Source organism: Actinoplanes sp. NPDC021490 (assembly GCF_055562135.1).
In genome coordinates, this window is record NZ_JBVHFW010000005.1 from 199,733 (window position 1) to 220,827 (window position 21,095).

17 protein-coding genes are annotated in these 21,095 nt (G+C 71.2%); 10 read left to right on the top strand and 7 right to left on the bottom strand.

Annotated features, from left to right (window positions below):
• The first annotated feature begins 47 nt into the window (after window positions 1-47).
• Window positions 48-995, top strand: coding sequence for a DUF4349 domain-containing protein (locus ACZ3I4_RS15765; protein ID WP_465382634.1), 948 nt, complete (start codon window positions 48-50; stop codon window positions 993-995).
• On the opposite strand, the gene ACZ3I4_RS15770 is transcribed toward ACZ3I4_RS15765, so the two are convergent.
• Both ACZ3I4_RS15770 and ACZ3I4_RS15775 read right to left on the bottom strand, forming a co-directional pair.
• Window positions 992-2,248, bottom strand: a complete 1,257-nt coding sequence (locus ACZ3I4_RS15770) for an amidohydrolase (RefSeq protein ID WP_465382635.1) — start codon at window positions 2,246-2,248, stop codon at window positions 992-994. The genes ACZ3I4_RS15765 and ACZ3I4_RS15770 overlap by 4 nt on opposite strands.
• A gap of 218 nt (window positions 2,249-2,466) precedes the next feature.
• Window positions 2,467-4,032 carry an acyl-CoA mutase large subunit family protein gene (locus ACZ3I4_RS15775; RefSeq protein ID WP_465382636.1) on the bottom strand — a complete coding sequence of 522 codons (1,566 nt, stop codon included), beginning with the start codon at window positions 4,030-4,032 and terminating at the stop codon, window positions 2,467-2,469.
• Window positions 4,033-4,238: 206 nt separating this feature from the next.
• Between ACZ3I4_RS15775 and ACZ3I4_RS15780 the strand changes: the two genes are divergently transcribed.
• A complete protein-coding gene (locus tag ACZ3I4_RS15780) occupies window positions 4,239-6,146 on the top strand; it encodes a serine/threonine-protein kinase (protein ID WP_465382637.1) in 1,908 nt (635 codons plus the stop codon).
• A 27-nt stretch (window positions 6,147-6,173) separates the two neighbouring features.
• The gene (locus ACZ3I4_RS15785) at window positions 6,174-7,808 is read left to right on the top strand and encodes a phospho-sugar mutase (RefSeq protein ID WP_465382638.1); all 1,635 of its coding nucleotides are present in this window, start codon (window positions 6,174-6,176) and stop codon (window positions 7,806-7,808) included.
• A gap of 1 nt (window position 7,809) precedes the next feature.
• Here the strand turns inward: ACZ3I4_RS15785 and ACZ3I4_RS15790 are convergent, their stop codons facing one another.
• Window positions 7,810-8,493 (bottom strand): GOLPH3/VPS74 family protein, encoded by a 684-nt coding sequence (locus ACZ3I4_RS15790; RefSeq protein ID WP_465382639.1) that lies wholly within the window; start codon window positions 8,491-8,493, stop codon window positions 7,810-7,812.
• 88 nt (window positions 8,494-8,581) lie between these two features.
• Here ACZ3I4_RS15790 and ACZ3I4_RS15795 point away from each other — a divergent pair, with 88 nt between their 5' ends.
• Window positions 8,582-9,070 carry an NUDIX hydrolase gene (locus ACZ3I4_RS15795; RefSeq protein ID WP_465382640.1) on the top strand — a complete coding sequence of 163 codons (489 nt, stop codon included), beginning with the start codon at window positions 8,582-8,584 and terminating at the stop codon, window positions 9,068-9,070.
• On the opposite strand, the gene upp is transcribed toward ACZ3I4_RS15795, so the two are convergent.
• On the bottom strand, window positions 9,067-9,699 hold the full coding sequence (gene upp, locus ACZ3I4_RS15800; RefSeq protein ID WP_465382641.1) for a uracil phosphoribosyltransferase: 633 nt from the start codon (window positions 9,697-9,699) through the stop codon (window positions 9,067-9,069). The two genes, ACZ3I4_RS15795 and upp, sit on opposite strands and share 4 nt — an antisense overlap.
• Before the next feature lie 59 nt (window positions 9,700-9,758).
• On the opposite strand from upp, the gene deoC reads away from it, so the two are divergent.
• The 5 genes from deoC to ACZ3I4_RS15825 all read left to right on the top strand — a co-directional run bounded on the left by deoC (window position 9,759) and on the right by ACZ3I4_RS15825 (window position 16,416).
• Window positions 9,759-10,709, top strand: a complete 951-nt coding sequence (deoC, locus tag ACZ3I4_RS15805) for a deoxyribose-phosphate aldolase (RefSeq protein ID WP_465382642.1) — start codon at window positions 9,759-9,761, stop codon at window positions 10,707-10,709.
• Window positions 10,710-10,714: 5 nt separating this feature from the next.
• The gene (locus ACZ3I4_RS15810; protein WP_465382643.1) at window positions 10,715-12,139 is read left to right on the top strand and encodes an aldehyde dehydrogenase family protein; all 1,425 of its coding nucleotides are present in this window, start codon (window positions 10,715-10,717) and stop codon (window positions 12,137-12,139) included.
• Window positions 12,132-12,956 (top strand): aldehyde dehydrogenase family protein, encoded by an 825-nt coding sequence (locus ACZ3I4_RS15815; RefSeq protein ID WP_465382644.1) that lies wholly within the window; start codon window positions 12,132-12,134, stop codon window positions 12,954-12,956. The genes ACZ3I4_RS15810 and ACZ3I4_RS15815 overlap by 8 nt, the downstream gene beginning before the upstream one ends.
• Before the next feature lie 120 nt (window positions 12,957-13,076).
• Window positions 13,077-13,964 carry a DNA primase gene (locus ACZ3I4_RS15820; protein WP_465382645.1) on the top strand — a complete coding sequence of 296 codons (888 nt, stop codon included), beginning with the start codon at window positions 13,077-13,079 and terminating at the stop codon, window positions 13,962-13,964.
• 67 nt (window positions 13,965-14,031) lie between these two features.
• Entirely contained in the window at window positions 14,032-16,416 is a 2,385-nt protein-coding gene (locus ACZ3I4_RS15825; RefSeq protein ID WP_465382646.1) for a transposase, read from the top strand.
• Between the two features lie 507 nt (window positions 16,417-16,923).
• Here the strand turns inward: ACZ3I4_RS15825 and ACZ3I4_RS15830 are convergent.
• Together ACZ3I4_RS15830 and ACZ3I4_RS15835 are read right to left on the bottom strand one after the other, a co-directional pair.
• A complete protein-coding gene (locus ACZ3I4_RS15830; protein ID WP_465382647.1) occupies window positions 16,924-17,985 on the bottom strand; it encodes a hypothetical protein in 1,062 nt (353 codons plus the stop codon).
• Window positions 17,986-18,445: 460 nt separating this feature from the next.
• Window positions 18,446-19,012 (bottom strand): chloramphenicol phosphotransferase CPT family protein, encoded by a 567-nt coding sequence (locus tag ACZ3I4_RS15835; protein ID WP_465382648.1) that lies wholly within the window; start codon window positions 19,010-19,012, stop codon window positions 18,446-18,448.
• Window positions 19,013-19,406: 394 nt separating this feature from the next.
• On the opposite strand from ACZ3I4_RS15835, the gene ACZ3I4_RS15840 reads away from it, so the two are divergent.
• The gene (locus tag ACZ3I4_RS15840) at window positions 19,407-20,447 is read left to right on the top strand and encodes a glycosyltransferase (protein WP_465382649.1); all 1,041 of its coding nucleotides are present in this window, start codon (window positions 19,407-19,409) and stop codon (window positions 20,445-20,447) included.
• On the opposite strand, the gene ACZ3I4_RS15845 is transcribed toward ACZ3I4_RS15840, so the two are convergent.
• Entirely contained in the window at window positions 20,436-21,083 is a 648-nt protein-coding gene (locus tag ACZ3I4_RS15845) for a 4a-hydroxytetrahydrobiopterin dehydratase (protein WP_465382650.1), read from the bottom strand. The genes ACZ3I4_RS15840 and ACZ3I4_RS15845 overlap by 12 nt on opposite strands.
• Window positions 21,084-21,095: the final 12 nt, after the last annotated feature.

Here is a 21,095-nt window from a genome sequence, read left to right on the forward strand (position 1 = left end):
TCCGCCGCACGTCCCAGGGGCACACCGAAACGGGGTTGGGAGAAATCATGCGCGCGATTCGTACGCGAAAAACATATCTTCTCGGAACTGTGCTGCTCGCCGGCGTTCTGCTGGCCGGATGCGGGGACGGCGCCTCGGACAACTCCGCCTCCTCCGGCGGGGCGCCCGCGATGGACCAGGGCGAGGCGGGCAAGGGCGAGGCGGCCGCGCCCGCGGCGGGCCGGGACACCCAGGCCCAGGCGCCCGACCTCAAGGTCGAACAGCGCTCGATCATCTATCGCGGCACGGTGGCCGTCCGGGTCGACAACGTCGACGCCGCGGCCGGGCGCGCCACCGGCATCGCCGGCACGGCCGGCGGCTTCGTCAGCGGGGACAACCGCAGCAGCGGCTCCGGCGCCGACTCCGCGACCATGGAACTGCGCGTCCCGGCCGACAAGTTCTCCGGCGTGGTCGACCAGCTGTCCAAGCTGGGCACCGAGGAAGAACGCCAGATCAGCACCGAGGACGTCACCGAACAGACGGTCGACCTGGACGCGCGGATCACCGTGCAGCAGGCCCGGGTCGACAGCGGCCGCAAGCTGCTGTCCCAGGCCAAGTCGCTCAACGACCTGGTGATGCTCGAGCGCGAGGTGGCGACCCGCGAGGCCGACCTGGCGTCGCTGCAGGCCAAGAAGCGGCGCCTGGCCGACCTGACCGCCCTGTCGACGATCACGGTCACCCTGCTCGACCCCGAGGCGGCGGCGGTCAGCGACGACGACCCGCCCGGTTTCCTGGGCGGTCTGGGCGCGGGCTGGGACGCGCTGCTGGCCTCGCTCCGGGTGCTGCTGACCGTGCTGGGGGCGCTGCTGCCCTGGCTGATCGCCTTCGGCCTGCCGGCCTGGGCGGTCATTTACGCCGTACGCCGCTACAACCGCTCGCGCCGCCGTCCGGCGTACGCGGTTCAGGGGCCGCCGCAACCACCCGTTTCCGGGCCGCCGGCGCCCCCTCAGCCTTAGAAAGCTCCGGTCGACAGGGCGGCCAGGGCGGTGTGGACCATGACCCGCACGCCGTAGCCGATGCAGTTCTCGTCCACATCGAAGTCGCCCTGGTGCAGGTCGTGCTTCTCGTCCGAGCCGGGCACCCCGGTGCCCAGCCGGATCATCGCGCCCGGCACCTGGTCGAGATAGAACGAGAAGTCCTCGCCGCCCATGCTGATCTCGGCCTCGACCACCCGGTCGGGGCCGAGCGCGGCCCCGGCGGCGCCCGCGACGACCGCGGCCGCCATCCGATCGTTGATCACCGGCGGGACACCCCGGTGATAGCCGACCTCGACGTGCGCCCCGGTCGGCGCGACCACGTCCTTGATCAGCTGGGTGACCAGTTCGGGGGCGCTGCGCCAGGCGTCGCGGCTGAGGATCCGCACGGTGCCCCGGGCCTGGCCCTCGCCCGGGATCGCGTTGAACGCCTCGCCCGAGTGCACCGCGCCCCACACCATCGACAGGCCGGCCCGCGGGTCGACCCGGCGGCCCAGCAGCGCGGGCACGTCCGTGATCACCTTGGCCAGCGCGTAGACCAGGTCGGCGGTCAGATGCGGCCGGGCCGTGTGCCCGCCCGGGCCGGTCAGCTTGACGTCGACCGTGTCGGCGGCCGCGGTGAACGGGCCGGAGCGCACCCCGACCAGGCCCGCGGGCAGTTGCGGGTAGCAGTGCAGCGCGAAGATCGCGGCAACGTCCTTGAGGGCGCCCGCGGCGATCAGCTTGGGGGCGCCCGAGGGCACGGTCTCCTCGGCGCACTGGAAGATCAGGCGGATCCGGCCGGGCAGCTCGCCCTGCCCGGCGAGCTGCTGCAGCGCCAGGCCGAGGCCGAGCATCACGGTGGTGTGCACGTCGTGACCGCAGGCGTGCGCGACGTTGGGCACCGTCGACTTGTACGGCACGGTCTTGAGGTCCTGCAGCGGCAGCGCGTCGAGGTCGGCGCGGAACGCGATCACCCGGTCGCCTTCGCCGATGTCACAGATCACGCCGTTGCCCTCGGGCAGCATGCGCGGCGACAGGCCGGCCACGGCCAGCTCGCGAGCGACCAGGGCGGCGGTCTCGAACTCGTGATAAGAGGGCTCGGGGTGCGCGTGAATGTGACGCCGGATCGCTACGAGCTCCTTGCCGTGGGTGGCGAGCCAGCGGTCGAGCTGGCCGGGCAGGGGCTCGGCGCCGGGCAACGGCCCGGGCCACTCCTTCTGGGACCCTTCGGGCTCCGTCAGAGTCGTAGTCACGTCGGCATCCGTATCTCAATAGTCATGTCGGGCGTTTTGCCATGTTTCCGAGACGGGCGACAGCTTAGACCGTTTTTGGTAACGCTGTGCAACGCCATTCCCGTACGCACAAGATCGCGCTCGGTCACGTAAGCCCTGATAGGGGCTTTTCTACAGTGCCACGGCGCACCGCGGTGGGGCACACCGAGAGTCCGTCCGGAGATCTGTCCGGCTACGAATCAGAAGCGTTCGACCGGATGGTAAACGCCCCATACACCGCGCAAGGTGTGGCATACCTCGCCCACTGTGGCACGAAGACGCAACGCCTCTTTCATCAACGGTAAGACGTTCTCCGTTCCCCCGGCGGCCTTCGCCAAATCCGCCAGCGCCGATTCGACCGCCGCCGAGTCACGGGCGGTTCGCAAAGTGGCCAGCCGCGACACCTGGCCGGCCTCGATCGCCGGGTCGACGCGGAGCGGCTCGTAACGCTCCTCCTCGTCGGCCACGAACCGGTTGACCCCGACCACGACCCGCTCGCCGCTGTCGATCTCCTGGGCGATCCGGTACGCCGACGCCTCGATCTCCTGCTTCTGGAAGCCCTGCTCGATGGCGTCCACGGCCGACCCGTACGAGAAGACGCGCTCGATCAGCCCGGTCACCTCCCGCTCGACCTCGTCGGTCAGAGCCTCGATCGCGTACGACCCGGCGAACGGGTCGACCGTCCCGGTCAGGCCCGACTCGTACGCCAGGATCTGCTGGGTGCGCAGGGCCAGGCGGGCCGACTTCTCGGTGGGCAGCGCGAGCGCCTCGTCGTACGCGTTGGTGTGCAGCGACTGGGTGCCCCCGGCGATCGCGCCCAGCGCCTGGACGGCGACCCGCACGAGGTTGACCTCGGGCTGCTGGGCGGTGAGCTGCACGCCCGCGGTCTGGGTGTGGAAACGCAGCATCAGCGATTTCGGATCTTTGGCGCCGAACTGGTCGCGCATGATCCGGGCCCACATGCGACGGGCCGCGCGGAATTTCGCGATCTCCTCGAGAAGCGTGGTGCGGGCCACGAAGAAGAACGACAACCGGGGCGCGAAATCGTCGACGGCCAGACCCGCGTCCCGCGCCGTTCGCACGTACTCGATGCCGTTGGCCAGCGTGAAGGCGATCTCCTGAGCGGGCGAGGCGCCGGCCTCGGCCATGTGATAGCCGGAGATCGAGATCGTGTTCCAATTCGGTATCTCGGCCCGGCAGTACGCGAACGTGTCCGCGACCAGGCGCAACGACGGTTTGGGCGGGAAAATATAGGTTCCCCGGGCGATGTATTCCTTGAGGATGTCGTTCTGGATCGTGCCGCGCAGGGCCGGCCCGGCGACCCCCTGCTCCTCGGCGACGAGCTGATAGAGCAGCAACAGCACCGAGCCGGGCGCGTTGATCGTCATCGAGGTGGAGACCCGGTCGAGCGGGATGCCGTCGAAGAGCTGCCGCATGTCGTCCAGCGAGTCGATCGCGACGCCGACCTTGCCGACCTCCCCGTGCGCGATCGCGTCGTCCGAGTCGTACCCCATCTGGGTGGGCAGGTCGAACGCGACCGACAGGCCCATCGTGCCCGCCGCGAGCAGCTGGTGATAGCGCGCGTTCGACTCGGCCGCGGTGCCGAAACCCGCGTACTGCCGCATGGTCCACGGCCGTTTCGTGTACATCGCCGGATACACCCCACGGGTGTACGGGAATTCGCCCGGCTCGCCGATCGGGGCCTCCGGCGGGACGTCACCCTTCCGATACACCGGCTTGATCTCGAAACCCGACTCCGCGTTCACATCCGCGATCCTAAACCTTCGTTCAGTCCGGCCGAGTGAGGACTTTTGCACTCTGCGTCCGAAACTGTCCACACAATGCGATTTCACGGTCACCTACTGTCGAGTTCGCCGAAACACGACGGTTGCGACTTTCAAATCGGGGTGGCCGCACGGCAAGATAGCGGGGTTCGTGCGACGGCCCCTACACCCCCTCGGTGGCATCCTCAGTGACTCAGATTCCGACGTGGAGCGGCGGCAACAACGCTTCGACCAGCGGACGCGCAGCCCCGGGCACGCTCATCGGCGGGCGGTACACCCTTCGTGCCGCGGTGGGCCATGGCGGCATGGGCACGGTGTGGCGCGCGGCCGACACGCTGCTGCGCCGCGATGTGGCCATCAAAGAGGTCATCCTCCCGCCCGGCCTGGCCCCCAGCGACCGCGACGCGATGTATGAGCGCACCATGCGCGAGGCCCGCGCGGCGGCCGCCCTGCAGCACCCGGCGGTCGTGCAGGTCTACGACGTGGTGCACGAGAACGGCCGGCCGTGGATCGTGATGGAGCTGCTCGACGCGCGCAGCCTGGCCGACATGGTGATCGAGGACGGGCCGATCCCGCCCCGGGTCGTCGCCAAGATCGGCATCGCGCTGCTGGGCGCGCTCGAGGTCGCGCACGCGCACGGCGTGCTGCACCGCGACGTCAAGCCGGCCAACGTGCTGATCTGCGGTGACGGCCGCTGCGTGCTGACCGACTTCGGTGTCGCCCGCATGCCCACCGACGTGCAGCTGACCACCCCCGGCATGGTGCTGGGCTCGCCGCACTTCATCTCCCCCGAACGGGCCATGGGCAGCTCGTTCGGCCCGCCGAGCGACCTGTTCTCGCTGGGCGTCACGCTCTACACCGCGGTCGAGGGCCGTCCCCCGTTCGACAAGGGCGACCCGATCGAGACCATGCACGCCGTGGTCGAGGACCCGCCGACCCCGGCCGTCCGGGCCGGCTCGCTCACCCCGGTGCTGATGGGCCTGCTCGAGAAGGACCCCGACCGGCGGATGGACGTGCAGACCGCGCGCACCATCCTGCGGCAGCAGCTCGCCGGCCCGCTGGCCAGCAACAGCCCGCCGCACATGATGACCGACCCCTATTCGGTCGTCCCGGCGCAGCGGCCGCCCGCGGCGCCCGCCGAGACCCAGCCGATCCCGCCGTCGGCCAACGGCCAGATCGGCGGCCGGGCCATGCTCGCGCCGGGCGAGTCGCTCACCGACCACTTCAACAAGTTGCAGCAGGGCAACGCGTCCACCCCGGGCAACGCCCGCCGGCGGGCCGCCGAGTCCACCCCGACCGGTTTGATGCCGGCTGCCTCGAGCGACACCACCAGCATGCTTCCGCCCCGCGAGGCCTGGAACGGCGCCCGCGCGGCCCAGGAGCCGATGCGGGGCACGATCGTCGGCAGCCCGGCCGCCAAGCGCCAAGCGATGATCGCCGGCGCCGTGGCCACCGCCAAGGAGACCACCGGCAAGGCGGTCGAGACGGTCAAGGGCTGGCCGCGCAAGCAGCAACTGATCGCGGGCGGCGGCGCGCTGGCCGTGGTGATCCTGCTGATCGCGGTCTTTTCGCTGGTCGGCAACGGTGACGACGACGCCGGCGCGCCGGTCGCCGCCCCGACGGGCAACTCGGCGGCCAAGCCGGCGACGTTCCCGACGCAGGAATACAACGACCGCGGCGTCAAGGTGCAGGTGCCCCGGGCGTGGAGCAAGAAGCCGGGCGGTGTCTATGTCGACTTCGTGGACCCGAACGACGCCAAGCGCAAGGTCCGCATCCTGGTCGAGGACGCGTCGTCCCGCGCCACCCCGCAGACCTTCCTGGGCGTCGCCGAGAACACGCTGAAGACGCGCTCGACGAACTGCCCCAAGCCGTACGCGCAAGTGGGTCTGACCGACACCAAGATCGCCGGACGCGACGGCGCCGTGCTCGAATACACGTGTGGCACCGGTGACCAGGCCCGGCACGGTCTCTGGGGCGCGGTGATCTCGGGCGGCAAGGCGTATTCGTTCTTCCTGACCACCAACGAGTCGCAGTTCGCCGGCAGCAAGCCGATCTTCGACCAAATGATCAAGACGTACGCCCTGCAGGCCTCCTGACCGACCCGGGCGTGCTATCAATCCCTGATGGCTCCTGACGAACTCCAGTCCCTGGCCGAGACCTGGCTGGCGGACGATCCCGACCCGGCCACCCGGGCCGAGCTGAGCCGGCTGATCGCCGGGCTGCCCGGCACCGCCGACGAGCTGCGCGACCGGTTCGCCGGCCCGCTGACCTTCGGCACGGCCGGTCTGCGCGGCCGGCTGCGCGCCGGGCCCAACGGGATGAACCTGGCCGTGGTCACCCGGGCCGCGGCCGGGCTGATCACCTGGCTGGCCGGGCAGGGCGGCGAGGGACCGCTGGTGATCGGGTACGACGCCCGGCACGGCTCGAAGGAGTTCGCCGAGCAGACCGCCCGGGTCGCGACCGGCGCCGGACGCGAGGCCCTGATCATGCCGAGCCTGCTGCCGACGCCCGTGCTGGCGTACGCGGTGCGGGCTCTCGACGCCGTGGCCGGGGTCATGGTCACCGCCAGCCACAACCCGCCGCAGGACAACGGCTACAAGGTGTACCTCGGGCGTGAGCTGGGCGGACCGGGTGGTGACGGCGCCCAGATCGTGCCGCCGGCCGACGCGGGCATCGAGGCGGCGATCCGGGCCGTCGGGCCGATCGCCGACATCCCGCTGGGCTCGCCGGGCACGGTCCTCGACGACAAGATCCTCGAGCGGTACGCCGGAAGCGCCGCCGCCGTGCTCGACCCGGACGGCCCGCGCGATCTCGCCGTGGCGTACACGCCGATGCACGGGGTGGGCGCCACCACGCTGCTGGCCTCGTTCGCCGCGGCGGGCTTCCCGGCCCCGGCCGTGGTGGCCGAGCAGGCCGAACCCGACCCCGAATTCCCGACCGTCGCGTTCCCCAACCCGGAGGAACCGGGCGCGATAGATCTGCTGCTGGCCCTCGCCGCCTCGTCCGGCGCCGACCTGGCCATCGCCAACGACCCGGACGCGGACCGGTGCGCGGTGGCCATCCCGACCGCGGACGGGTGGCGGGCGCTGCGCGGCGACGAGCTGGGAGTGCTGCTCGGGGACCACCTGATCCGGCGGGGCGTCCCGGGGACGTACGCGACCACGATCGTCTCGTCGCAGCTGCTGGGCCGCCTCTGCCGGGCCCGTGGCGTGCCCTACGCCGAGACGCTGACCGGGTTCAAGTGGATCGTGCGGGCGGCCGAGGACCTGGCCTACGGCTACGAGGAGGCGCTCGGCTACTGCGTAGCGCCGGGCCTGGTGCGTGACAAGGACGGCATCACGGCCGCGCTGACCGTGGCCGAGATCGTGGCCGGGCTCAAGGCCGAGGGGCGTACGCCGGCCGACCGGCTCGACGAACTGGCCACCGAGTTCGGGGTGCACGCCACCGACCAGCTCTCGGTGCGCGTCGACGACCTGGCCGAGATCGGGGCGGCGATGACCCGGGCGCGGCAGGCGCCGCCGGAGTCGCTGCTCGGGCTGGAGGCGAGCATGACCGACGACCTCGCCAACAACGTGCTCACCTTCCGCACCGCCTCGGCGCGCGCGGTCATCCGGCCGTCGGGCACCGAACCCAAGCTCAAGGCGTACCTGGAAGTGGTCGTGCCGGTCGGCGCCGACGGCCCGGCCGCCGCCCGCGCCCGGGCGAGCGACGACCTGGCCGGGCTGCGGCGCGAGATCGCCGCCGCCCTCGGCGTCTAGATCAGGCGATCTTGGGCGTGCCCAGGGCGGCCTGGATGGCCTTGCCCAGCGTGGCCACCACGAGCGCGACGCTGGGCCGGACGATCGAGTCCTCCAGGTTGGCGCCGGCCATGAAACCGGCGCCGGAGGCGATCTGCTCGAGGCGGTCGTGCGCCTTGGCGTTCTCCTCCGGCGGCAGCCGCAGCGCGGGCTCCATGCGGCACGACACCAGGAGGGTGGCCAGGGCGGCGGTGCGCTCGTCGCAGAGCGCGCCGGTGGTCAGCGCGCCGGCCAGCCGGCCCCGGATCTCGGCCTCGAACGCCGGGTCGGTGGTCGGGTAGCGGTGCACGTGGATCACGCCCATCTGGGTCTCGTCCACGTCCTTGACCACGCCCCGGGCCACGAGGTCTTCCAGCACCCGGGTGCGCAGGCGGTGGCGCAGGCGCTGCAGCCACTGCGCGGGCGTGTGCGGCTCGTCGGCCGCGGCCTTGGCCAGCACGGCGTCGGCGATCGCGTCGCCGATCGGGGACGGGTCGATCACCTTGAGGAAACCGTCGACGTACGCGATGCGCCCCGCCAGCGCGAGATCGACCAGCACGGCCGCGGCCATGCCGAGGTCGAGCCCGATCCGGGAGCCGGTCGCCTTGCCGGTCTGGTCGTCGTACGCGAGGAGAAGCAGTTCCTCGGCGAGAGGCATGGAGGTCATGGATCGAAACGATAGTGTCCCCAGTCACGCAATCAGATCGCCAGGTCGGTTATATCCCGGTTGCTTACGTTGGCCTAGAGTCGCTGCCGTGCAAGCCATCATCGCCACCCTGGGCTACGTGCTGTCTCCCGACGGGCAACGAGTGCTGATGGTGCGGCGGGACACCCGCCCGGACGATCTGCACTACGGCAAATACAACGGCCTGGGCGGCAAACTCGAGCCCGACGAGGACACGGTCAGCGGCCTGCGGCGCGAGATCCGTGAAGAGGCCGGCATCGAGTGCACGGCGGTCGAACTGGCCGGCACGATCTCGTGGCCCGGCTTCGGCCGTGGCGGGGCGAACTGGTTCGGTTTCGTCTTCCGCGTGCCGGCCTGGACGGGCACCCCGCTGAGCGGCAACGACGAGGGCAGCCTGCACTGGGTGCCGGTGACCGACGTGCTGGCCGGAACCGTGCCGATGTGGGAGTCCGACCGGCACTTCCTGCCGCTGGTCTTCGCCGACTCCCCCACGGTCTTCCACGGAGTCATGCCCTTCGCCCAGGGCAAGGCGCTGAGCTGGTCTTTTACGACCGCCTAAAACCTTCGCATGCCGCCGAACTGGCGGTCGCCGGCGTCGCCCAGGCCGGGAACGATGTACATCTTGTCGTTCAGGCCCTCGTCGATCGAGGCGGTGACCAGGCGCAGCGGCAGGCCCGACTCCTCCAGGCGGCGGACACCCTCGGGGGCGGCCAGCACGCAGCAGATGATCACGTCGGTGCAGCCCCGGTCGACCAGCAGCTTGCAGCAGTGCAGCAGCGAACCGCCGGTGGCCAGCATCGGGTCGAGCACCAGCACCGGCTGGCCGGAGAGGTCGCCGGGCAGCGATTCCATGTAGGCCCGGGGCTCGAACGTGTGCTCGTCGCGCGCGAGGCCGACGAAGCCCATCGACGACTCGGGCAGCAGCGCCAGCGCCGAGTCGGCCATGCCCAGCCCGGCCCGCAGCACGGGCACGATCAGCGGCGGGTTGGCCAGGCGGGTGCCCCCGGTCGGCGCGACCGGCGTGTTGATCGGGTACGTCTCGGTGGCGAACGACCGCGCCGCCTCGTAGACCACCATGGTGGTCAACTCGTGCAGGGACGCCCGGAACACGCCGGAATCGGTCTCGGCCTTACGCATGGCGGTGAGGCGGGTCTGAGCCAGCGGGTGATCTACGACGAGTACGTCCACGACGACAACCTACCGGTCTATCAAGATCAACTGTCGGGGGCCCGCGTAGAATCCGATTCATGACTGCGACAGCGACGTCAAGGCTGTCCGGCCTGCCCGATTCCCCCGCCGACCTCCGGACCTTCCTGCACGGACTGCCGGGCGTCGACAAGGTGGGCATCGAGGCCAGGGCGGCGGCGCTGGGCACCCGATCGGTGAAGACGACCAGCAAGGCGCAGGCGATCGATCTGGCCATCCGGATGGTCGACCTCACCACCCTCGAGGGCGCCGACACTCCGGGCAAGGTGCGGGCGCTCTCGGCCAAGGCCCTGCGGCCCGACCCGTCCGACCCGACCTGCCCGTCGGTCGCCGCGGTCTGCGTCTATCCGGCGATGGTGCCCACGGCCGCCGCGGTGCTCGCCGGCTCGGGCGTCCACCTGGCCAGCGTCGCCACCGCGTTCCCGTCCGGGCAGGCCCCGCTCGACGTCAAGCTGGCCGACACGCGTGACGCGGTGGCCGGCGGCGCCGACGAGATCGACATGGTGATCAGCCGGGGCGCGTTCCTGGCCGGCGACTACGCCCGCGTCTTCGACGAGATCGTCGCGGTCAAGGAAGCGGCCGGCCCGGCCCACCTCAAGGTCATCCTCGAGACCGGCGAGCTCGCCACCTACGACAACGTCCGGCGCGCGTCCTGGCTGGCCATGCTGGCCGGCGCCGACTTCATCAAGACCTCCACCGGCAAGGTCGGCGTCAACGCCACGCCCCCGGTGACGCTGCTGATGCTCGAGGCGGTGCGCGACTTCCGCGAGCGCTACGGGCGGCAGGTCGGGGTCAAACCAGCCGGCGGCATCCGTACGACGAAGGACGCCATCAAATACCTGGTGATGATCAACGAGACCTGCGGCGACGACTGGCTGCACCCCGACTGGTTCCGGTTCGGCGCGTCCTCCCTGCTCAACGACCTGCTGATGCAGCGCACCAAGCTGACCACCGGCCACTACGCCGGCCCTGACTACTTCACGCTGGACTGAGGCCGATGCCGCTCTTCGAATACGCCCCCGCGCCCGAGTCCCGCTCGATCGTCGACATCGCCCCGTCGTACGGGCTGTTCATCGACGGCGAGTTCGGCGAGGCCAAAGACACCTTCAAGACGATCAACCCGGCCGACGAGGAGGTGCTGGCCGAGGTCGCCCTGGCCGGGCCGGAAGACGTCGACCGGGCCGTCGCCGCCGCCCGCCGCGCCTTCGTGAGCTGGTCGGCGCTGCCTGGCTCGGAACGCGCGAAGTACCTGTTCCGGATCGCCCGGATCCTGCAGGAACGCGCCCGCGAGCTGGCCGTGCTCGAGTCGCTCGACAACGGCAAGCCGATCAGGGAGTCGCGCGACGTCGACCTGCCGCTGGTCGCCGCCCACTTCTTCTACTACGCGGGCTGGGCCGACAAGCTGAAGTACGCGGGTCTCGGCCCCGATCCGCGCCCGCTGGGCGTGGCCGGCCAGGTCATCCCGTGGAACTTCCCGCTGCTCATGCTGGCCTGGAAGATCGCTCCCGCGCTGGCCACCGGCAACACGGTGGTGCTCAAGCCGGCCGAGACGACCCCGCTCTCGGCCCTGTTCTTCGCCGACGTCTGCCGCCAGGCCGACCTGCCGCCCGGTGTGGTCAACATCGTGACCGGCGCCGGCGACACCGGCCGCTACCTGGTCGAGCACCCCGACGTGAACAAGGTCGCCTTCACCGGCTCGACCGAGGTGGGCCGCCAGATCGCCCGCTCGGTGGCCGGCACCGGCAAGAAGCTGACGCTCGAGCTGGGCGGCAAGGCGGCCAACATCGTCTTCGACGACGCGCCGATCGACCAGGCGGTCGAGGGCATCGTCAACGGCATCTTCTTCAACCAGGGCCACGTCTGCTGCGCGGGCTCCCGGCTGCTGGTGCAGGAGTCGATCGCCGAGGAGCTGCTGGCCTCGCTCAAGCGGCGGATGGCCACCCTGCGCGTCGGCGACCCGCTCGACAAGAACACCGACATCGGCGCGATCAACTCCGCGGCACAGCTGGCCCGCATTACTGAATTGTCGGAAATTGGTGCCTCCGAGGGCGCGGAACGCTGGTCGCCGGAGTGTTCGCTGCCCGACCGGGGCTTCTGGTTCGCGCCGACGATCTTCACGGGAGTGACCCAGGCCCACCGGATCGCCCGTGAGGAGATCTTCGGCCCGGTGCTGTCGGTGCTCACCTTCCGGACGCCGGCCGAGGCGATCGAAAAGGCCAACAACACGCCGTACGGGTTGTCGGCCGGCATCTGGAGCGACAAGGGCTCGCGGATCCTGGCCGTCGCCGACCAGCTGCGGGCCGGTGTGGTCTGGGCCAACACGTTCAACAAGTTCGACCCCACGTCGCCGTTCGGCGGTTACAAGGAATCCGGTTACGGCCGCGAGGGCGGCCGGCACGGCCTGGAGGCGTACCTTGCCTGAGTCACCGAGCCCGTCCCGCCTCGCGGTGCGGAAGACCTACAAGCTGTACGTCGCCGGGAAGTTCCCGCGCAGCGAGTCAGGACGGACCTATCTGGTGGACGGCGACAACGTGGCCCTCGCCTCCCGCAAGGACGCCCGCGACGCGGTGGTGGCCGCCCGCGCAGCCCAGCCGAAGTGGGCCGGCGCCACGGCGTACAACCGCGGTCAGGTGCTCTACCGCATCGCCGAGATGCTGGAGGCACGACGGGCCGAGTTCGTCTCGCTCGGCGTCGAGGCGGCCGAGGTGGACGCCGCGATCGACCGCTGGGTCTGGTACGCGGGCTGGTCCGACAAGATCGCCCAGGTGGCCGGCGGCGCCAACCCGGTGGCCGGGCCGTTCTTCAACATCTCGGCCCCCGAGCCCACCGGCGTCATCGGCGTGTTCGCTCCCGGCTCGCTGCTCGGCCTGGTCAGCGTGATCGCCCCGGCCGTCGTGACCGGCAACACGGTGGTCGTGGTCGCGTCCAACCCCCAGGTCGCCATCACCCTCGGTGAGGTGCTCGCCACGTCCGACGTACCCGGCGGGGTGGTGAATCTGCTGACCGGACGGGCGGCCGAGATCGCGCCGTGGCTCGCCTCGCACGACGACGTGAACGCGCTCGACCTGTCCGGCGTGGACGACGCGGAGCTGGCGACCGAACTCGAAAGGGCGGCGGCCGGCACGCTCAAGCGGGTCCTTCGGCCGGTCTCGGGCGTTGACTACTCGGAAGACCCGGGCACCGGTCGCATGACTGCCCTGTTGGAGATCAAGACGGTCTGGCACCCGAAGGGTTTCTGACCGTTTCTCACCGGTCAATGGGGAAGTGCGGGGGACGGTCAGCCCTCGTCCAGGCGCGCCCACTAGGGTGTGTCGGCAGAATCACCCGTCCCGTCCGCCAGAACGATCCCGGAGGTCACTGTGACCAGCCAGTCCGACGAGCCCGAGGCGTCCGCGTCCGTGGCCGCGCAGTCCGCCGAGCAGTCTGGCGGCCTCTCCGGGCGTGCCCTCTGGGACGAGACCGACGTCGAGCCGATCGAGATCGCGCTGCCCGGTGGCGTTGCTCTCACTCTGCGGGCCTACCGCAAGGCCTCCACGCTGACGCCGACCGAGATCGAGGTCGACGAGGACGACCCGTTCGAGGCGCGCCGCCGCGCTGCTCAGAGCGACGACGACGAAGAGGTCATCGTCGACGAGGAGTTCCAGGCGCTGCTGGCCGAGGGCGAGACGAACGACGGCGGCAAGGACGGAAAGGCCGCCGACGAGCCCGATCCGGCCGACTTCGAGGACGAGGCGGACGAGGCCGTTGACCAGGTGGAGGACGAGGAAGTGCCCGCCTTCCTCACCCACAAGGGCCGGTTGATCGCCTTCAAGACCCCCGAGTCGCTGGTCTCCTTCATTCGTTCGGGTGCTCCCCACGATCTCGCACAAATCGACTCCTGGGCCACCGTGGCCGACCGGGTACAGTCGACCGACATCGACCCGCTGCCGGAGAACCGCTACGAGCTTGACCTCGTGGTGGAAAACCTGCGCGGCGGGCATGACACGTGGGACCTGCCGCTCCTGATCGCGGCGGGCGAGGTCGCACGTGACCTCGGTCACGCCCTTCGGATCAAGCCGGTAATCCTGGCACTGTCGCCCGGTTCACCGCTCGACGACCTCGACGAGTCCCTCCGCGCTGCTGAAACCGGTGGCATGGGCGGCTTCTTCGGTCGCCGTCGACTGAAGAAAATCGGGGCACAACAGGCAAGTCTCGGCTGGCGCTCGGTAATCGGCAAGATCTCTGCAGCTGTGGACTGGCGCGACTGACCCCTCACCAGGGACCATCAATCCTTGGCCGAACGACAGCTGACCCTCTGGGGAGGAGGACGACGCCGTGGCGCTCGTGCGCGTGTACTGCGGTCTGGCGTCGGCGGATGAATCGGTGCGTGGGGCCTCGGCCGCACAACTGACCATCGCCGTGGTGGACGACGCAGGACGACTGCTCGGCGTCCATGAGATCAGCGACGACCCCGGCGGGTACGCCGAGTTCGGCTCGCTTCTCGTGGAACGCACGAGTGGATTCACCGACGCCGCGGTCGCCGCCGACAGCGACGACCACCTGGTCACCTCCCTGCTCACCGCGGCCGGCCGGCCGCTCGCGGTGGCCGACGACGACACCGCCGACGACTTCGCCGAGCGGTTCGCCGACGACGACTCCGTCGAGGAGATGCAGGCGCCGCCGGCCGCGCGCCGGGCCGTCGGCCTGGCCCGCGCGCTGCAGGCGGGCGCCCTCACGGCGGGCACCCTGCCCGTGCCGCGCGACCTGGTGAGCTACAAGCCGGTGCTGTCCGCGCACGTCGCGCTGCTCAGCGGCCGGCAGGCGGCCGCCATCGCCCTGCGCGAGGTGCTCCGCGAGCTCTACCCGGCCGCCCTGCGGGCCTATCCCGACCCGTCGCACCCGCTCGCCCTCTGCGTGCTCGACGCTCTGCCCGAGCCCGGCCGGCTGACCTCCCACGGCGAGCCTCAGCGCGTCGCCGAAGAGGTCGCCACCGAGCTCACCCGGGCCGGCTCCGGCACCGAAGACGAGATCATCGCCGCGGTCACCGCCCTCCAGGTCGCGATCAGCGAGTCGCCCCGCCGCGGCGGGGTCAACAAGTCGCTGGCCCCGGCGGCCGGTGAGACGGTGCGCCAGGCGGTCGCCTCGGTGCGCGCCGCCGACGCCGCCTGCGCCTCCCTGATCGGCACGCTCACCGCGCGCAGCGCCCCGGCCGGCAGCAGCCGTCGCACGCGCCGCGCCGCCGAGCCCGCCCCGCTGCAGTCGGTGCCGGGCGAGGGTTCCCGCTTCGGCCGGCGCACCCGCCCCGAGCCCGCGTCGACCGGCACCGGCCCGATCACGCCCCACCCGCTCACTTCGCCTCCGGTCGCACCCGACCCGGTCATGCCGCCGCCCCTGGCGCCCCGGCCGGTCACGCCGGCGGCCGCCGCTCCCGCGGCGCTGTTCCCCAACCGCGCGCCCGCCCCGGGCAACCGGCCGATCTCGACGCCGCCGCCCCCGCCGGGCATGACGCCGATCACGCCGGGCACCCGCCCGGGCTCACGCAGCCAGGCCGCGCCGACCGGCACGTCCTTCCCGGCTGCGCCCACGTCGCCCACCGGCACGGTCTTCCCGGCCGCCTCGGTGTCGTCGCCCACCGGCACGGTCTTCCCGGCGGCCTCGGTGTCGTCGCCCGGCACGACCTATCCGGCTGCCTCGGTGTCGCCGGCCGCGTCCGCGCCGTCCTCCGGCGCGCCGAACGGCGGCAGCCCGGCCGACAGCGGCCAGCCGTTCCGGGCCACGCTGACCGCCGCGGCGATCAACAACGCCCGGGCCGAGCGCCAGCGCACGGTCATCCCGCCGCGCCCGTCGACCCGTTCCGCGACGCCGCCCGGCGAGGCCACGGATTACTCCCTGCCGATGCCCGCGCAGCGTCCCGGCGGGCAGGAGGCTCCCGAGCCCGGCTCCCGCGCCAACTGGCCGCTGATGAACACCAGCGGCAACGACGACGCGCTGAGCACGCCGGCCGCCTCCACGAGCGCCCCGCCGTCCGACGGCCGGGTCCGCCCGCCCTGGCAGGACATGCCGAAGGAGCCGCCGGCCCTGCGGCTGGTCGACACGCAGCTGGCCAACGGCCTCGACGCCACGGTCACCGACCTACCAGCGGCCAACGAGCCGCCGTCGCTGCGCCTCGTCGAGGGCCGCAACGGCGTCCGCCGCCCGGTCCCGCCGTCGACAACCAGCAGCAGCATCAGCAGCACGAGCAGCAAACTGACCGCCCTCGACCGCAGCATCAACCCGCCGGTCGGCGCCGACAGCAACGACACCGACCTGCTGATCTTCGCCGCGGCCCGCTCGGCCTGGTTCACCGGCCACAGCGAGCAGTCCGACAAGCTCGACTGGACCAACCCGAACGACTCGGGCTGGCGCGCCGCCGAAAAGGCTTCCATCCCCGCGGTGGCCGCCGAAACCGCGGCCGGCCTGCCCAAGCGCGTGCCCCAGGCCAACCTGGTGCCCGGCTCCCCGCTGCGCGACGAACGCCCCCTGCGCATCGTCCGCGACGCGGCCAGCATCGCCGCCCACACCACGGGCTACTTCCGTGGCTGGCGCCGAGGCCAGGAAATCGGCGGCTTCGCCATGGGCGGCCGCCCCGGCCGCGAGGCAGCCGGCGGCTGGGACTTCACCCGCGACCGCGAGGGCGCCGACGAATACCGCAACAACAACGCGGGCTACAGCTCCCGCTAGCCCTGCAGGCACAGCCTCCGGCCCGGTCTCCGCTTATGCGGGGGCCGGGCCGGAGGCTGTCCCGGCCTGTGCGGGCGCCGGGCCACGCGATTACCCCCACCCGCGCGGGCGCCGGGCCAGGCGCTGTTCCACCCGTGCGGGGGCTCTCCCTACCGACTCGGGTGCCCGACCAAGCGCTCCCCCGCCCACGCGGTCGCCGCACCGGTCGTTTCTCCGTCTGCACGGCAGCCGGCCGGGTGCATTGCCCACCTACGCAGGTACCCGACCAGCTGTTGCTGCCTGCGCGGGCGCTGGGCCGACCGTTTCTCCGTCTGCGCGGCAACCCGACCGGGTGCGTGCCTACCTAGGTAGGTGCCCCGACCAAACGCTTCCCCACCCACACGGCACGCCTCAGAGATGCGCGGCACTCTCGCGACGGTTTGGTGCAATCCGCCCTACGGATCCATGAAGCTCTTACATCGACGACACCAGAAGTGCTGACACCTCTGTGGCCGGCTGCGCGACGACTTATGGCTTGGTGAGTAGTGCGGGCAGGTCCGGGGATGCTTGCCAGATCGTGTCGCCGCCAGTTCCGTCGGCGGGGAGGACGCCTTGGGCTACGAGGCGTCGGCAACCGTCGAGTTCCACGTAGATGTCGCCCCGCGGTGTTTCCAGCCGGGCGAATCGGTTTGCCGGGGTGGTGCATGTCGTCGCTTTTCCGGAGGTCTGGACCGCCCGCTTGACGGCTGCCCACCGGCTGGTCGGGAGCATGCCGCCGGAGACGAAATCGCCCTGCGGCTTTTCGCTGTCCCGGCCGCTCGCCTTCACCTGGTAGATGCACAGTCGTACCGACGTGGCGTCGTCGGCCAGCGGGGCGAGATCGCCCTGCTGGGTGGGCGGGTAGACGCCGGTGAACCACACCATGTCGGTGTAGACCTGATCGCATCCGCTCGCGGCGGCGTCAGCCGACTCGACCTCGCCGAGCACCCGAGTGGCGACTCGGGTCCAGTGCAGCTTGTCCATGGCCGTCGTGGCCTCGGCAAGGGGCTTGCCGCAGGTGTCGCGGGGGATCCACGGGCGTACCCATCGGCTTTGGCCGTCGAGCAGCACCAGCCGCGGTGGGAGGTAACCATCCAAGTTGCAGAACTGATCCGGACCCGGTGGTGGCGCGTCGGGCTGACGCAGCGCGGCGAGCAGGGCTGCCACGTCGTCGGCGCGGTCCTCGACGGCGATCGAGTTCGTGCCACCGTCCGCCCGCCGCTGCGTGTCCTCCCGGCACATGACGGCGGCCACCGGGCGAAAGGTGTCGCCGAAGTGCGGGAGCGGCGCGGCGTCATTTGCCTCGTCCTGAGGCTGCATGAACGGTTCGCCGGCACAAGCCCGCCATCGCGGGTGGATTTGTGGTGCGCTGGACGGCCGCGGATCCGGCGCGGGTTCGGCCGACGCGAGCGACTGCGCATCCGCCGACTCTGTACCGCTCACCTGACCCGCGCAGCCCGCCAGGGTGAGCACCCCACCGACCGCGAGTGCCGCTCCAACTCGGGCCATCGCGGCAGGAAGGCCGGGGGCCGGAAACCGCATCTTGATCATTTGCTTGAGCCTAAGACGCGCCGGCGCATCCACGGGCCAGTAGGTGAGCCCGTCAACGGTTCCGAACGGGTGGCGGCTGGGGCCACCTTGGGGCTGGCGGCCGCCTTTCGGCTGAGTCGCATCCGCCGGGCAATCTACGAACTGACGTGGCGCGGCGGACGCTCCGCGACCGGCACACCTATGGCCCGCCATGGTCGCCGGCTCTCGGCGCAGCCGTCAGGCGCCAGCTCTGACGCCGCCGATCACGGCGTCCAATCCGGCGCAGCCGATCACGGCGTTGACTCCGGCACAGCGATCACGGCGTCGACTCCGGCGCGGGCCGATCACTCCGTCGACGCTGGCGCGGGCCGATCACGGCGTCGACGCTGGCGCGGGCCGATCACGGCGTTGACGCTGGCGCAGAGGATCACGGCGTGGAATCCGGCGCAGCCGATCGGAGACGTCGACTCTGGTGGGCCGGTCAAGGACGTCGGCCTTGGCGGAGTCGGTCGAAGGCTCTGGGTGCGTGGATCTTGTTGAGCGCGTTGGCGATCGTGGCGGCGCAGTCGTCTGGGCTGGTGCTCGTTGTGTCGACGGTGATGTCGTAGTCGCCGTGGGTGTAGGGCGTGGTCTGGGAGCGGGCCAGGCCCAGGGGGCGGTCGCCGCGGGCGCGTTCGCGTCGGGCCAGTTCGTCGGGGCTGCAGCGGACCTCTACGAGCGTGACCTCATAAGGCTGCAGGGTGTGGAGCAGGTCGTCCAGGCGCCAGGTTTCGGTCAGCGGGTAGTCCATGATGACGTCGTTGCCGGCTGATGCCAGGGCGGCTACGGCGCGGTGGTAGCCCAGGCGTGTGCGTCGCAGCATGTCGTCGATCTCGGCGTCGTCGAGGATGCGGGTGTGGACTGTGGAGCGCATGGCTCCGAGCGCATCGACAGGGATGAAGAACCACGGATCGGGCAGCAGCGGGAGCAGCGCTTGGCCGATGTTGGTCTTGCCGGAGCTGGAAGCACCGTTGAGCAGGATGATGCGCCCTCTTCGCTCGCTCGTCACCGGGCAACCGTAAGGGGCCGCGGAGTTCAGCCCGCACAGCCGGGCAGCGTGGGAGTCTGCCGGAGCCTCGACCCCGCGCACGCTGCCGACGACGAGTCGCTGGCCGATGAGCGCGCCGACTCGTTCAGCCGCTACGCCATCCGCCACAGCGACGGCCCCGTCGGCACCGGGCCTCGGCCGCTGTCAGCAGCTCGGCATTGTCAGACACTGGCGGTTACTCAGCCGCCGTCTGGACGCCGGCCGTCGCAAGGCACTCAGCCGCTGGCACGCGGCGAATGGGGCCGCAGGGGCGGAGTGACCGGACGCCACGGCCGGTGGCCGCGCTATGGCCTTGACCGTCTCGGGTGGTCGCGAAGCGCAGCGGGTTCGGTGGGGTGCGGTTGCCGGAGAGGACGTGGCGTACGTATTCGGGGGCTTGATCTTCAGGTGGATTCAGGTTTGGGGTGGGAGTGCCGAACGGGGGCTTGTGAGCATTCCATTTCTGGCCGCCAGCCTCATCGTGCGGGACGAAGAAGCCGAGATCGCGGGCTGCCTCGAGTCGCTGCGGGGCGTGGTCGATGCGGTCTACATGTACGACACGGGGTCGCGGGATCGAACGGCTCAGATCGCCTCTGCGCAAGGTGCCCACGTCACCCGGGGGCAGTGGTCCGACGACTTCGGTTTGGCGCGCAACGAAGCCCTGAAGGGGTGGAGCGCTCTCTGGGTGATGACGGTGGACGCGGACCAGCGGTATGCGGGGGATCCGGAGGTGTTGCGGGAGTTTCTGCGCGGTTGCGATGCCGATGTCGTGGAAGTGGAGGTGGACAACGCGCATGACGAGTTGCCCTACACGAACACGGCGGCCCACCTGCATCGCAAGGGCGCGGTGCAGTGGCGGGGGCGGGTGCATGAGCGGCTTGCAGGAGTGACCGTCGCGGCGCCGCGTGGGGCGATCGTGTTGCAGCATGGCGGGTATGCGGAGCCGGCTGTTCGGAGGGCCAAGGCGCTGCGCAACGTCGAGCTGGCCCGGAAGACGCTGGCGGAGGCGGGGGACGATCGGGCGGTGATTGCCCGTACGCTGCTCGACCTCGGACGCAGCCTGATCGGGGCGGGGCGGCGGCAGGAGGCGGTCGACACGCTGGAGACGCTGCGCGAGCTGTTTCCGGGGACGGTGGAGTGGCTGCGCGGCACCGACTTCCTTGCGCGGCTCGTGCTGGCGGCGGGGCTGGACGACGTCTGCCTGGCCCTGGTCGAGCAGATGCGGGCGGCGGGGGCGCGGACGGACTACTGCGACTGGCTGGCCGCGCAGGCCCTCGCGCAGCTGGGCGAGGTGGCCGCGGCCGGGCGGCTGCTCGACGGGGTCACCGAGGTGGTCGACACCGGCGGCCGCCGGCACGCTCCGCGGGCCCTCGGGGAACTGCGCGAGCTGCTGGCCAGACTGGTGTCAGTCGGCTGAGGGACGGTCCTGCCAGGTGCACAGGCAAACCCGGTTGCCCTCGGGGTCGGCCAGCACCCAGAACGCGGGCGCCTCGGCCTCGCTGACCAGGGTGCCGCCGGCGGCCACGGCGACGTCGATGCGGGACTGCACCTGGCTGGGATCGATCCACAAGTCGGCGTGCCAGCGCTGGCGGGGCTCCTCGTCGCCGGAATGCTGGAACCACACCACGGGCAGCCGGTCGGCCGGATCGATGAGGTCGCCGTCGCCCGGCCTCATGCCGAAGACGGCGGCCCAGAACGGCGACACCGACTCGGCGGCCGGGGTGTCCAGCGCCCACTCGAGCCGGGACACCCCCTCGACGGACAGCCGCAGGCCCAACCGGGACGCGACGGAAGTGATGGCCCGGGCCAGGCGTACGTCCCGGCTCGTCACCCCGCCGACGTCATGGCTGGTCAGCCTGATGTCGACCGCGGGGTAGCGCAGCGTCAGGTCGGGGTGGTGGTCCATCTGCTCGGCCACCTCGCCGATGGCGTTCACCAGCGCCAGCCCGGTGCCGAAATCCTTGGTCTCGATTCTCGTCTGCAGGCCCGCGGGCACATAGACCCATCCGTCGAGCTTCTCCGCCGCGATCTGCTGTCCGCCGAGCTTCGTCATGGGCCCATCGTC